Origin of the sequence: Mesonia aestuariivivens (genome assembly GCF_019311235.1) — a bacterium.
Lineage (GTDB): Bacteria > Bacteroidota > Bacteroidia > Flavobacteriales > Flavobacteriaceae > Mesonia > Mesonia aestuariivivens.
Window position 1 is genome coordinate 93,985 of sequence record NZ_JAHWDF010000005.1, and the last position, 12,503, is coordinate 106,487.

Annotated in this window: 14 protein-coding genes and 1 pseudogene; 10 read left to right on the forward strand and 5 right to left on the reverse strand. The window is 32.0% G+C overall.

Annotated elements, in window-relative coordinates:
* Window positions 1-80: 80 nt before the first annotated feature.
* Window positions 81-908, forward strand: a complete 828-nt coding sequence (locus KW502_RS06220; RefSeq protein ID WP_255554135.1) for a glycosyltransferase family 2 protein — start codon at window positions 81-83, stop codon at window positions 906-908.
* Here KW502_RS06220 and KW502_RS06225 read toward each other — a convergent pair.
* Both KW502_RS06225 and KW502_RS06230 read right to left on the reverse strand, forming a co-directional pair.
* Complete coding sequence (locus tag KW502_RS06225) at window positions 903-1,985, reverse strand: glycosyltransferase family 9 protein (protein WP_219039675.1); 1,083 nt, start codon at window positions 1,983-1,985, stop codon at window positions 903-905. The two genes, KW502_RS06220 and KW502_RS06225, sit on opposite strands and share 6 nt — an antisense overlap.
* Before the next feature lie 57 nt (window positions 1,986-2,042).
* On the reverse strand, window positions 2,043-2,858 hold the full coding sequence (locus tag KW502_RS06230; RefSeq protein WP_219039676.1) for a 2,3,4,5-tetrahydropyridine-2,6-dicarboxylate N-succinyltransferase: 816 nt from the start codon (window positions 2,856-2,858) through the stop codon (window positions 2,043-2,045).
* A gap of 87 nt (window positions 2,859-2,945) precedes the next feature.
* On the opposite strand from KW502_RS06230, the gene ruvX reads away from it, so the two are divergent.
* The 4 genes from ruvX to mazG all read left to right on the forward strand — a co-directional run bounded on the left by ruvX (window position 2,946) and on the right by mazG (window position 5,531).
* Window positions 2,946-3,350 carry a Holliday junction resolvase RuvX gene (gene ruvX, locus KW502_RS06235; protein ID WP_219039677.1) on the forward strand — a complete coding sequence of 135 codons (405 nt, stop codon included), beginning with the start codon at window positions 2,946-2,948 and terminating at the stop codon, window positions 3,348-3,350.
* A gap of 52 nt (window positions 3,351-3,402) precedes the next feature.
* The gene (gene def, locus KW502_RS06240) at window positions 3,403-3,993 is read left to right on the forward strand and encodes a peptide deformylase (protein ID WP_219039678.1); all 591 of its coding nucleotides are present in this window, start codon (window positions 3,403-3,405) and stop codon (window positions 3,991-3,993) included.
* A 54-nt stretch (window positions 3,994-4,047) separates the two neighbouring features.
* Window positions 4,048-4,479 (forward strand): DUF5606 family protein, encoded by a 432-nt coding sequence (locus KW502_RS06245; RefSeq protein ID WP_219039679.1) that lies wholly within the window; start codon window positions 4,048-4,050, stop codon window positions 4,477-4,479.
* A gap of 278 nt (window positions 4,480-4,757) precedes the next feature.
* Window positions 4,758-5,531, forward strand: coding sequence for a nucleoside triphosphate pyrophosphohydrolase (mazG, locus tag KW502_RS06250; protein ID WP_219039680.1), 774 nt, complete (start codon window positions 4,758-4,760; stop codon window positions 5,529-5,531).
* 50 nt (window positions 5,532-5,581) lie between these two features.
* Here the strand turns inward: mazG and KW502_RS06255 are convergent, their stop codons facing one another.
* Complete coding sequence (locus KW502_RS06255) at window positions 5,582-6,229, reverse strand: alpha/beta hydrolase (protein WP_219039681.1); 648 nt, start codon at window positions 6,227-6,229, stop codon at window positions 5,582-5,584.
* Window positions 6,230-6,317: 88 nt separating this feature from the next.
* On the opposite strand from KW502_RS06255, the gene KW502_RS06260 reads away from it, so the two are divergent.
* The 5 genes and pseudogenes from KW502_RS06260 (at window position 6,318) to KW502_RS06280 (ending at window position 11,299) form a co-directional block, all read left to right on the forward strand.
* Window positions 6,318-6,743: a PaaI family thioesterase gene (locus tag KW502_RS06260; RefSeq protein ID WP_219039682.1), complete on the forward strand. Its 426-nt coding sequence runs from the start codon at window positions 6,318-6,320 to the stop codon at window positions 6,741-6,743.
* Between the two features lie 95 nt (window positions 6,744-6,838).
* Window positions 6,839-7,963, forward strand: a complete 1,125-nt coding sequence (locus tag KW502_RS06265) for a chorismate-binding protein (RefSeq protein ID WP_219039683.1) — start codon at window positions 6,839-6,841, stop codon at window positions 7,961-7,963.
* A gap of 140 nt (window positions 7,964-8,103) precedes the next feature.
* Complete coding sequence (menD, locus tag KW502_RS06270) at window positions 8,104-9,846, forward strand: 2-succinyl-5-enolpyruvyl-6-hydroxy-3-cyclohexene-1-carboxylic-acid synthase (protein ID WP_219039684.1); 1,743 nt, start codon at window positions 8,104-8,106, stop codon at window positions 9,844-9,846.
* Between the two features lie 147 nt (window positions 9,847-9,993).
* Window positions 9,994-10,332: pseudogene (locus KW502_RS06275) on the forward strand (DUF2853 family protein).
* Window positions 10,333-10,456: 124 nt separating this feature from the next.
* Entirely contained in the window at window positions 10,457-11,299 is an 843-nt protein-coding gene (locus tag KW502_RS06280; RefSeq protein ID WP_219039685.1) for a CvfB family protein, read from the forward strand.
* On the opposite strand, the gene KW502_RS06285 is transcribed toward KW502_RS06280, so the two are convergent.
* Both KW502_RS06285 and KW502_RS06290 read right to left on the reverse strand, forming a co-directional pair.
* Window positions 11,284-11,829, reverse strand: coding sequence for a hypothetical protein (locus KW502_RS06285; RefSeq protein WP_219039686.1), 546 nt, complete (start codon window positions 11,827-11,829; stop codon window positions 11,284-11,286). The two genes, KW502_RS06280 and KW502_RS06285, sit on opposite strands and share 16 nt — an antisense overlap.
* A gap of 318 nt (window positions 11,830-12,147) precedes the next feature.
* Window positions 12,148-12,465: a hypothetical protein gene (locus tag KW502_RS06290; protein ID WP_219039687.1), complete on the reverse strand. Its 318-nt coding sequence runs from the start codon at window positions 12,463-12,465 to the stop codon at window positions 12,148-12,150.
* Window positions 12,466-12,503 lie beyond the last annotated feature (38 nt).

Here is a 12,503-nt window from a genome sequence, read left to right on the forward strand (position 1 = left end):
TTCAAGTTTTTTTTAATTCTGAAAAAGACTTTGGCAAATTTAATTATTTTTGTTTAATCTTATGCTTTAAAATAATCAATTTGAAAGGAAAAAATTTGAAAGTTTCAGTAATCTTAAGTACTTATAATTCTGAAAGTTGGCTTGAAAAAGTACTTTGGGGCTATGAGCAACAGACTAATAGAGACTTTGAAGTAGTGATTGCTGATGATGGTTCTAAAAAACCAACAATTGATTTAATTGATAAGTTAAAGACAAAATTATCTTATAGCATCCAGCATATTTGGCACAAAGATGATGGCTTTCAGAAATCTAAAATACTTAATAAATCTATTCTTGCTGCTAAAGCAGATTATTTGGTAATGAGTGATGGTGATTGTATTCCGCGAAAAGATTTTATAGAGACTCATTTAAATTTTAGAAAAAAAGGATATTTTCTCTCGGGTGGTTATTTTATGCTTCCTCTAGAAATTTCAGAGTCTATTACTAAAGAAGATATTATTTCTCAAAATTGTTTTCAAGTAAATTGGTTAAAAAATAGAGGCTTAAAAACTTCTTTTAAAAACAAAAAATTACAAACAAATTTATTTATACAAGGGTTTCTAAATAATTTAACACCTACTAATGCGAGTTGGAACGGCCATAATGCTAGCGGATGGAAAGAAGATATATTGGCTGTTAATGGCTTTGATGAGCGTATGCAATATGGAGGTCAAGATAGAGAATTGGGAGAGCGGCTCTTTAATTATGGTATTAAGTCTAAACAGATTAGGTATTCTGCTATTTGTTTACACTTAGATCACCCTAGAGGTTATAAAACCCAAGAATCTATCGATAAGAATTTAGCTATTCGAAAAGAAACCAGATCTAAAAATATTATAAAAACTCCTTTTGGGATAGAAAAATTATAATATATTTTTTAGGTAAGATTCCAACTTTTTAAGGAAAAATTCAGCTTTAAACATTTTGTAATAAGATGAAGCTTCTTCTCTTATTTCTTTTAAGTTGTATTTTTTGTAATTTTCAGGATAGTAATCTTCTAAATGAACACTTACATTTTTATTATTTTCATAAAGCGACCAAGCAGCGCGTTTAGTGAAAGGAGCAAAAATTGAAAAAGTAGGAACTTCCAACGCTTTAGCCATATTTACCGCCCCACCTTCATTTCCTATAAAAGCGCTGCATAAAGAAGTTAATGCCATAAATTCTCGTAAGCTTTTCCCGTAAATAGAATAATGAATTCGGTGTTGCGTTTCAAGTTTACAAAGTTTAATTAACCTTTCAACGGTTTCCTTCTGTTTAGGAATGTAATTAAATAATAATTCGGCACCAGTAGTTTCAATAATCTTATTTAAAACTTCAGCTAAATAAGAAAGTGGATAGCTTTTTTCTTCTGAAGATCCCAAAACCCCAATCATAAATAGAGGTTTATTTAATAAGTTTTCTTGATGGAGTATTTTTCTAGCCGAAGTAATTTCTTTCTCGGTCAAATATATTTTTGGTTTTATCGCTACAGGATAGGAGTGATCTAACGATTGTAATAAATTCATACGGTTTTCAACAGCAAGTCCAGCATTGGTGTCAGCTTTAGTTTTGTAGGTGTAAAGCTCATTATAAACTAATTTGCTATACCATTTTTTATAGCCAATTTTTAGTTGGGCTTTAGAGAATTTAGCAATAAGAACGCTTACTGGCTTAGAATACACATCAATCACCACGTCGTAGTTATCTCTTTTAATTTGCTGAAGAAAATGAAAAAGCTTTGTGGGAGACTTTTCTATTTCTTTAGTCATCACTACTTCTTTGTCTATAAACGGATTGTTTTCAATTACAGGAGTGGTATGAACGTTTACTAAAAAATGAACTTCTGATGCAGGATTTTTTTGTTTAATTGCTTCACATATAATTGAAGAGGTAAGGACATCACCAATCATTTTCTGCTGAATAATAAGATATTTGGCGGTTTGTAGAGATAGTTTAGTTTTCATAGAGAAAATGAAGGTTAAGTAAAGCCTCCTCACTTTAAAAGGAGGCTTATAAGAATTTTAAACGGCTACATTATATTCACGTAAAGCATCGTTTAGAGAAGTTTTCTTATTGGTACTTTCTTTACGTTTTCCAATAATTAAAGCACATGGAACATTAAATTCACCAGCAGGGAATTTTTTGGTATAAGAACCCGGAATTACTACCGAACGAGCAGGAACAATTCCTTTCATTTCTAGCGGTTCATCCCCTGTAACATCGATAATTTTTGTGGAAGCAGTCAATACTACATTGGCACCTAAAACAGCTTCTTTTTCTACACGAACGCCTTCAACTACAATGCTTCTAGAACCTAAAAAAGCATTGTCTTCAATAATTACTGGAGATGCTTGTAAAGGCTCTAAAACACCACCAATACCAACGCCGCCAGAAAGGTGTACGTTTTTACCAATTTGAGCGCAACTTCCTACGGTTGCCCAAGTATCGACCATTGTCCCTTCATCAACATAAGCTCCAATATTTACATAGCTTGGCATCATAATTACACCACTGGAAATATAAGCTCCATGTCTTGCTACAGCATTGGGTACCACGCGAATTCCTTTCTCTTTATAACCTGTTTTTAAAGGCATTTTATCATGATATTCAAAAATACCTGCTTCTAAGGTTTCCATTTTCTGAATAGGGAAATATAAAACAACTCCTTTTTTAACCCATTCATTTACTTGCCATCCCTCTGAAGTTGGTTCTGCTGTACGTAGCTCACCAGTGTCTATTAAATTAATGACTTCACGAATTGCTTTCTGGGTTTTATCTTCTTTTAATAGCTCACGGTTATCCCAAGCTTCTAAAATTATTTTTTTTAAATCTTCCATAGGTGAATTTTTGCTCAAATATAAGGCTTCAAATTAAATATTACAGCAATAGCTATAGAAGTGTTACCTTTGCCAAAAAAAATAAGTATGGCTAGAATTTTGGCCTTAGATTTCGGAACTAAACGAACTGGCGTAGCGGTAACAGATGAGTTAAAAATGATTGCGTCAGGTTTAACTACTGTAGAAACACCAAAACTTCTGGTTTTTTTGGAAGATTACTTTTCTAAAGAAAATGTAGAGTTAGTACTTGTAGGAGAACCTAAACAAAAAGATGGCGTCGCATCGCAAAGCGAAGAATTTATTCAGGAGTTTTTAAAAAAGTTTACTGAAAAATTTCCGCAATTGAAACTAGAACGTGTTGATGAACGTTTTACTTCTAAAATGGCAGTACAAACCATGATTGATAGCGGACTAAATAAAAAGAAACGAAGAAATAAAGCTTTAGTAGACGAGATTAGTGCCACTATAATTTTACAATCATACTTATATTGATGATTGATAAGAACATCATCAAATTTTCAAATTAAAAAATTATTAGATTAACATGATATTACCAGTTGTAGCTTACGGAGATCCCGTTTTAAAGAAGAAAGCAAAAGATATTTCTAAAGAATATCCAAAACTAAACGTGCTTATCGAAAATATGTTCGAAACCATGTATGGAGCATTTGGAGTAGGTTTAGCGGCTCCACAAATTGGTTTGCCTATTCGTTTATTTGTGATTGATGCTGCTTCTTTTGCAGAAGATGAAGACCTTTCTCTAGAAGATCAGGAACAATTAAAAAAGTTAAAAAAAGCTTTTATTAATCCTAAAATTACGAGCGAAATAGGAGATGAATGGGCTTTTAATGAAGGTTGTTTAAGTATTCCAGAAGTGCGTGAAGATGTATTTAGAAAACCTGAAATTACGATTGAATATTACGATCAAGACTTTAAAAAGCATACCGAAACTTACGATGGTTTGGCGGCAAGAGTAATTCAGCATGAGTATGATCATATTGAAGGAATTTTATTTACCGATAAATTATCGACGCTAAAGAAAAGACTGATTAAGAGTAAATTACAAAAAATAAGTAAAGGAGAAATTCGTGTAGATTATAGAATGCGTTTTCCTAACGCAAAAAAAGCACGTTAATTTTTGTAAATAAACCAAGAGATTAGATATTTGCGACCCTTAAAAAATTAAAACATGAGTTTAGAAAAAGTATTAGCTATTTCAGGAAAACCGGGATTGTATGAATTAAAAGCACAAACCCGCGGTGGTTTTGTAGCAGAATCATTAGCAGATCGCAAAAAAATATCGGTAAATGTACGTCACAATGTAAGCATGCTTAGTGAAATTGCAATGTACACTTATACAGAAGAAGTTCCTTTAAGAGCAGTTTTTGAGAAAATTTCAGAAAAAGAAGATGGTAAAGAAACTATTAACCATAAAGAATCTAAAGTTAAATTAGAAGCATATTTCAAAGAAGTCTTACCAGATTACGATGAAGATCGCGTGTATTCTAGCGATATTAAAAAAGTATTTCAATGGTATAATATTTTGGTAAAAGCAGGAATAACAGATTTCTCAGAACCAAAAGAAGAAGAGAAAAAAGAAGTTTCTTCAGAAGAAGAATAAATACTTAAAAAAACAGATTAGCCTTGTAATTTTTACAGGGCTTTTTTATGGCAAGACCCTATCGGGTCGGGCTATTCGCTATATCTTTTTTGCATGTAACCTAGAACATATAGAAAGGTCTTTATTAAGCAAAAAAGGATGCCGCTGCTATCCCTCTTGCAAAAACTCATCAAAAACTCCATCCCGAACTATAAATTAACGATGAGATTCCGAAGGAATCGAGTAAACCCTAAATTCTATTCAATAAATCGTACTTTTAAACTTCCAAAACAAAACTCATGAATTCTAGAAAAAACCAATTACAAGCCTTTGATCGATTATTAACCATTATGGATGAACTTCGTGAGAAATGCCCTTGGGATCGTAAGCAAACCATGGAAACACTTCGACCTTTAACCATAGAGGAAGTTTACGAAATGGGCGATGCTATTTTAGATAACGATCTAGAAGAGGTAAAAAAAGAATTAGGTGATGTACTGTTGCATTTGGTTTTTTATGCTAAAATAGGGAGTGAAAAAAAGAGTTTCGATATTGCCGATGTAATCAATAGTCTTTGCGAAAAACTAATTTCTCGTCATCCTCATATTTATGGTGATGTTGAGGTAGAAGATGAAGAAGAAGTAAAAAAGAATTGGGAAAACTTAAAACTAAAAGAAGGAAAAAAAAGTGTTTTAGAAGGCGTGCCGCGTTCGTTACCAGCCTTAGTAAAAGCAAGCCGAATTCAAGATAAAGTTGCCGGAGTAGGATTTGATTGGGAAGAACCGCAGCAAGTTTTTGAAAAAGTAAAGGAAGAACTAAATGAACTTCAACATGAGGTGAATACTCAAAATCAAGATTTAATAGAAGCTGAGTTTGGAGACGTACTTTTTTCTATGATTAATTACGCCAGATTTTTAAAAGTAAATCCAGAAAATGCCTTAGAGCGAACTAATAAAAAATTCATATCACGATTTCAGTATTTAGAAGAAAAAGCTAAAGAAAACAACAAATCGCTTAAAGAAATGACTTTAGAAGAAATGGATATTTTCTGGGAAGAAGCGAAAAGAAAATAAATATATTATAAAGTAGTTCGAGAAGATGTAATTTTGCTAACAGCTAACAGCTAACAGCTAACAGCTAACTGTTCAATCAATTCTGTATTAACTACGTGCTTTCCTTCAAACGGAACAATTCTAAGTTGATCGCCAAACATATCTTTAGCTCGTTTGGTTTCTTGGGTAATTCTATCTTCAGTTAAATATTCATCTTCTGTACCATACCACAGTTCAACATTTGTGTCTTTTAAAAATTCAAAATCTTTTGGGGTGAGTTCTTTTGAGATGGAACCAGAGTGAATTACTAGTGTATCACAGGATAATTTTCTAGAAGCCATCCATCGCATAATGACCGAAACGCCTTGTGAAAATCCTATTAAAATTAAGCGTTTATCATTAGGTATTTTTTCTGCTTCCAAAACAGAGTCTAAATAATTTAAGACATTTTCAGTTTCTTGTTGTGTTTCTTCTTTGGTTAACCAACTTGCTCCCACATGTTTAAAATCAGATTTTTGATAATATTTAGACGGTGCTTGCGGAGCGATTACGTAATTTTCTTCAGCATTTAATCCATTAAAATATCTTATAAAATACCGACTTAAAAATCCTAGTCCGTGACAACAAAACCAAACATTTTTAGTAGTTGAGTTTAACTTATTTATGGTAGAATAAGAATTGGTGGTTTGGTAAGAAACCTTTTTTTCTTGGGTCGCCATGTAGTAGGTATTTTGTATTTTTACAATTGAATAAAATTAAAATAACTTCTCGTAAGATCAATAAAATCTTATGCTTTTCTCATAAAAAATGAAACACTCTAAAGAAGAAATATTAGCGGGTTGTGCAAAAATGTGTAAGAACACTTTAATGGAAACCTTAGCTATAGAATTTATAGATGTAGGCGAAGATTTTCTCATCGCAAAAATGCCAGTTACACCTAAAGTACATCAGCCTGATGGTGTTCTACATGGTGGCGCTATGGTTGCATTGGCAGAAAGTGTGGGCAGTGCAGCGAGTTTTATTTTTTTAGATGGAGCGCATTTTTACATTCGTGGGATTGAGATTTCTGCTAATCACGTAAAAAGTATCGCTAGTGGCGAAGTATTTGCACGTGCAGAATTTATTCATAAAGGGAGGACTACCCAGGTTTGGGATATTAAAATTAGAGATGTAGAAGATAATTTAATATCTGCCGTAAAACTAACCACCATCGCATTACCTAAGAAACAGTAAAATCTTAGGTTTATGCTGAGGTAATCTAATTTTAAATTAGTTTTTTATTCGTTTGATTTCGAGCGGAGTCGAGAACTTTTCAATTTTAAAAATTAATGAACTTACTCAAATATTTTCAACAGTTACAAGAACAGTTAGAAGCAAAATTGCCATTTGTAACGTATCGCCATCCCAATTCAGATGAACTTCAGTTTCAACTTCAGCAAGAAAAAAAACTAGAATATTTAAATAATTTTCAGCAAGAAGGTTTTGTGTTTGCACCGTTCGACAATCAACAGCAGACTATTTTTTTCAATAGAAAAATAGCAGATTTTAAGAGGTTGAAATTTAATATTGAAGAAATAGAATTGAAAACTTCAACTTCAATAGCAACATTTGAAACCAGACTGCAACAGAAAAAAGGTCATGAAAATTTAGTCAACAAAGGTATTCTGGCAATTAAAAATTCAGTTTTAGAAAAAGTAGTACTTTCAAGAAAGCAGGAAATAATTATTGACTCTCAACCCATTGAATACTTTAAACGATTACTGAAAAATTATCCTTCGGCTTTTGTGTATTGTTGGTACCATCCGCAAGTAGGTTTATGGTTGGCAGCTACACCAGAGACTTTAATAAAAACTCAGAACAACCGTTTTAAAACCATGGCATTAGCAGGAACGCAAGCGTTTAACGCAAATACAGAAGTTGAATGGGGAGAAAAAGAGAAAGAAGAGCAAGCTATTGTTACGAGAACTATCGAAAGCGGATTAAAAGAAATTAAGGGAATAGAACGTTTACAACTTTCACCTGTACAAACGCATCGAGCTGGAAATGTTGTGCATTTAAAAACAGATCTAACTGGTGTTTTTCAAAAAGATAGTTTAGAAGAAATAGTAAAAAAACTGCATCCAACACCCGCAGTTTGTGGTTTACCAAAAGCGATAGCGAAAGATTTTATCTTAAAAGAAGAACGCTACGAACGTGAGTTTTATTCGGGATATTTAGGAGAGCTTAATATTCAGGTAGAGAAACCTAGAAACACAAGAAAACGAAATGTAGAAAATTCTGCTTTCAACTTAATCGAGCGACAATCAAATTTATATGTGAATTTGCGTTGCATGCAATTAGTTGAAAAAAAAGTATTTCTATATGTTGGAGGCGGTATTACCAAAGACTCTAACCCGACAGCCGAGTGGGAAGAAACAGTCCGGAAAGCAGAAACTATGCAGAAAGTTTTATAAAACATTAAGGCAAACATGTGTAATTGCTTTAAAATTAATTTAGCTAGCAATCACTAATCAAATTCATAAATCTTCAAATTTTCAATCCATAAAAGTCAGTTTTTAGCTGTATTTTTGTTGTAGAAAATTCAACTTAACTTATGCAATATTCTAGCATACCGCTTGCGCAATCTATAACTTTATTATGTTTATCTAAAGGAATAAAACACGTGGTGATTTCACCAGGATCACGAAATGCGCCATTAACCATTAGCTTTTCTAATCATCCAGATATAGAAGCTTATAGCGTTGTAGATGAGCGTTCTGCTGCTTTTTTTGCTTTAGGTTTAGCACAACAATTGAAAGAACCCGTAGCCTTGTGTTGTTCGTCAGGGAGTGCGCTGTTAAATTATTACCCTGCTATTGCAGAAGCATATTATAGTGATGTACCCTTGGTGGTAATTTCTGCAGATCGCCCCGTAGAGCGTATTGATATTGGTGATGGACAAACTATTCGACAAAAAAATGTGTATCAAAATCATATTTTATATTCGGCTAATTTATATTCTGAATTAGTGTTAGAAGAAGCTGTACCTATCGATCCTAAATTAAAGCAAAAGCTTTTTGAAGCGCAAAAGCACAATGAGCGTGAAATTAATTTAGCGTTAAATATGGCTATAGAGCAAAATGGACCAGTGCATGTTAATGCCCCGTTTTATGAACCATTATATCAGTTAGTAGAAAAATCAAGCGTAGCTCCGTTAAGTATAGAACCTATTCGTGAGCCTAAAACCACGACAAAAAAAGCATTACAACCTTATGCTGAAATTTGGAATAAAGCGAAAAAGAAATTAGTTTTAGTAGGGGTGAACAAACCCAACGCAGTAGAACAAGCATATTTAGATTGGTTGGCAGAAGATCCTTCGGTTTTAGTATTTACAGAGACCACTTCTAATTTACACCATGAAAAATTTATTACTAGAATAGATAAATTAATAGCTCCAATTGAAGCTTCAACTAATAAAGAAAATGAATTTCAGCAATTACAACCAGACCTATTATTAACTTTTGGCGGATTAATTATTTCTAAAAAAATAAAAGCTTTTTTAAGAACTTACCAACCAAAGCATCATTGGCATGTAGATGCCAAAAAAGCTTTTGATACTTTTTTCTGTTTGAACAAACATTTTGATGTGAATGTGAATGAATTTTTTAATAAGTTTAGTAAAATTGTAACTCCTGTAGAAAGTAACTATCGAGACCAATGGCTCGAGGTTAATGCCCAGCGTGATGTGCATCATGATAAATACATGGAAGAAATTCCGTTTTGTGATTTAAAAGCTTTTCGTCAAGTTTTACAGCAGATGCCCGAAGAGCAAGTAGTACATCTTTCTAACAGTAGTGTGGTACGTTATGCGCAATTATTTAGACTTAGCCCAAGCTTGCAAGTCTATTGTAATAGAGGTACGAGTGGTATAGATGGCAGTTCTTCTACAGCAGTTGGTGCTTCGGTAAGAGCAAATTTTCCCACAACATTAATTACTGGTGATATTAGTTTTCTTTATGATAGTAATGCGTTGTGGAATAATTATATACCCAAATCTTTTAGAATTATAATTATCAATAATCAAGGAGGCGGAATTTTTAGAATTTTACCGGGAGCAAAAGAGGCAGCACATTTTTCAACTTTCTTTGAAACAACACATAACTTAAGAGCAAATCATCTAGCTGAAATGTATAATTTTTCTTATCAAGCAGCTACCGATGAAAAAAGTTTAAAAAATGAATTAATTCCTTTTTATGCTGAAGGTGATCGGCCTAAAATCTTAGAAATTTTTACGCCACGTGAAGATAATGACCAGTACTTAAAAAATTATTTTAAAGTTTTGCTGCCTGAAAGTTGATGTTTAAGATTTATTATTATTATTTATAGGTATTATTAATGAAAATTGTTTTAAAAATTTATTAAGGTATTGTTATTTAGCTTATTAATAACAGTTTTGTTACTACGATTTATTTATATTCAGTTCAATTAAAAATCAAAAACTATTATGAGTAAATTCGATGAGAAAGTAGGACAATACATAAAAGATGTAAATAATATAGAAGATTAACCTGATGTAGATTTGCTAAGAAAAATTACAAAAAGTATGGGGCCTTCAATTTACAATGACGATGCTAGTATTGTTGCTTCTTCAGATAAAGCAGAATTAGATCGCGTTAGAAAAAACTTTTTGGTAGGTAAATTAGGTCTTGATGATACAGATGAATTAAATGTAGGAATAAATGCGGTAATTGAAAAGTACGGAAAGTCTAATAGAAATAAACATAGGGTTGTAGTCTATTATTTACTTACTAAATACAATAATAAAGAAGAGTACTTTAAGTAGAATGATATAAAGTGCTGCCCAAAAAGAAAAATTAAATATTTTAGGAGTAATCATTTAAAAGTATTTCTTTTTGGGCATTTTTGTGTTTTAAAAGCACGTATCTTTGCAAACTAAATTTATAGTTATGGTTAACATTGGAGAATATCATACTTTAACGATTGATCGTGATACACCACCGGGTCTTTTTTTAAAAGATGAAAGTGGAGATAAAGATAATGAAGTTTTATTACCAAATAAGTATAAGCCTGAAAATTTTGAAATAGGCGATGAGCTTGAGGTTTTTGTTTATTTAGATCACGATGAGCGCCCTGTAGCGACCACTTTAAAGCCGTATGTTCATTTAGATGAATTTGCTTTTTTAGAATGCGTAGATGTTACGAATATGGGAGCTTTTTTAGATTGGGGATTAGAAAAACATCTTTTTGTCCCTTTTAAAGAACAAGCTTATCCCATGAAAGAGGGTGGTCACTATTTAATATTTTGTTATTTAGATGAAGACACGCAGCGTTTAGTTGCCTCTAGTAAAGTAAACCATTTCTTAGATAATACAGAGCTAACCGTAGAGCCTTATGAAAAGGTAAACCTTATTGTAACAAATAAAACAGATATTGGTTTTAACTTAATTGTGAATGAATTACATCAGGGTTTAGTTTACCATGATGATGTTTTTCAAGAGTTAAAAACAGGAGATCAGGTTACAGGTTGGGTAAAGAAAACGAGAACAGACAACAAAATAGATGTTACACTTCAGCGTCCAGGGTATAGAAGTATAGAGCCTAATGCAGATGCGGTGATGAATGAGTTAGAAATGAAAAATGGTTTTTTACCACTAACAGATAAATCTACTCCAGAAGAAATTAAAGCCGAACTAGAAATGAGTAAAAAGAGCTTTAAAAAAGCAATAGGCATGCTTTATAAAAAACGACTTATTGCCATAGAAGAAGACGGGATTCATCTGGTCATGTAAAAACCAAAATTGCTAGAGCGGTTATTTCTTCTACGTTGATAGGTGCGATAACCGCTGTTATAATAAGGATTAATAAGTGGTTGGCTTACATCTTTATAAACTTCATTTCTTATTCCTCCATCCGGAGTTCCTTGTCCGTAGTAATCTAAATTGAAATTTGTACGGTACTTAAAGTTTTCTCGGTTATTATAATATACTTGCACTTGACCGTTAATTTGCTCTAACTGTTTGGTTGGAAATTGCATATTAATAATTCCACTTTTTTGTTTCCAATGGTCTGATTGTGCAATTGCCATCATATTAATCTCTTTGTTTTTACTTTCATCAAAAAGAGCTCCTTCTTGAACAGAAAATTTTCGCTGTTTTGGTCTTATGTAACCATCAAATTGGGAAATAGAAACTGCATTACCAGTATATAAATCGGCACTTATGATAGATTGATTTATTGCAAAAATATTTGGATTCTTTAGTTCCTGAGCAAATCCAAAAGCAGAAAAACTTAATAGGAATAATAAAAGCTTAAACTTCATAGTAAAATTAATTTCAGCATAAAGATATCAAACATTATGCTAAAAAGATAATATTACATAACAATAGAAAAATCATCAATAATTTTTTAAATGAAAGGTAAAACTGGGAAGTAGTGTTATTGCTTTTGCTATATAAACAAATTTTAAAAAAATCAGTAAACTCAGTTTTTAAATAGAGACAGAAATTCCATTTTTTTGAAAAGAAGCTTATTTTATTCGACTTAAATTCAGAATTATTTGTTTACAGAATAGATGAGGGATTTCAATAATATTTCTTGTAAATTAAGAGATTTTGCAATCGAAAAAATAAAGTTACTTTCATCTAGGCTGTACCTCTTCAGGATTTGGTATACAGTTGTTTTCAAAATTTAAATTTCCACCTAAATAATTATAATTAGGCTGTATGCTTTTTAATAAAGGCATTTCTTTAAAAAGATAATTAGCTCTCTGCGAACTCACATAGGCACGGCTTCCTTTTTTAAATTTCAGCTGCGATGTATAATCTCGTGTATAATTTTCATCTTGATCATAATTTATATTCTCAAGATAAATAGGAAGATTTACTTTTTCAACATCTTTAACTTCTAGTTTTTGTTCTTTTTGATCTTGAGCTAATGCAGAAGAAAAGCTTGCCATAAAACAAATTATGATAAAGAAAAAATTTTTCATTTTTA

Bases quoted from the DNA above. Each gene is read 5' to 3' on its own strand.
- KW502_RS06225 (WP_219039675.1), bottom strand. From the start codon at position 1,985: ATGAAAACTAAACTATCTCTACAAACCGCCAAATATCTTATTATTCAG.
- mazG (WP_219039680.1), top strand. From the start codon at position 4,758: ATGAATTCTAGAAAAAACCAATTACAAGCCTTTGATCGATTATTAACC.
- ruvX (WP_219039677.1), top strand. From the start codon at position 2,946: ATGGCTAGAATTTTGGCCTTAGATTTCGGAACTAAACGAACTGGCGTA.
- KW502_RS06265 (WP_219039683.1), top strand. From the start codon at position 6,839: ATGAACTTACTCAAATATTTTCAACAGTTACAAGAACAGTTAGAAGCA.
- KW502_RS06245 (WP_219039679.1), top strand. From the start codon at position 4,048: ATGAGTTTAGAAAAAGTATTAGCTATTTCAGGAAAACCGGGATTGTAT.
- KW502_RS06290 (WP_219039687.1), bottom strand. From the start codon at position 12,465: ATGGCAAGCTTTTCTTCTGCATTAGCTCAAGATCAAAAAGAACAAAAA.
- KW502_RS06260 (WP_219039682.1), top strand. From the start codon at position 6,318: ATGAAACACTCTAAAGAAGAAATATTAGCGGGTTGTGCAAAAATGTGT.
- KW502_RS06285 (WP_219039686.1), bottom strand. From the start codon at position 11,829: ATGAAGTTTAAGCTTTTATTATTCCTATTAAGTTTTTCTGCTTTTGGA.
- menD (WP_219039684.1), top strand. From the start codon at position 8,104: ATGCAATATTCTAGCATACCGCTTGCGCAATCTATAACTTTATTATGT.
- KW502_RS06230 (WP_219039676.1), bottom strand. From the start codon at position 2,858: ATGGAAGATTTAAAAAAAATAATTTTAGAAGCTTGGGATAACCGTGAG.
- def (WP_219039678.1), top strand. From the start codon at position 3,403: ATGATATTACCAGTTGTAGCTTACGGAGATCCCGTTTTAAAGAAGAAA.
- KW502_RS06280 (WP_219039685.1), top strand. From the start codon at position 10,457: ATGGTTAACATTGGAGAATATCATACTTTAACGATTGATCGTGATACA.
- KW502_RS06255 (WP_219039681.1), bottom strand. From the start codon at position 6,229: ATGGCGACCCAAGAAAAAAAGGTTTCTTACCAAACCACCAATTCTTAT.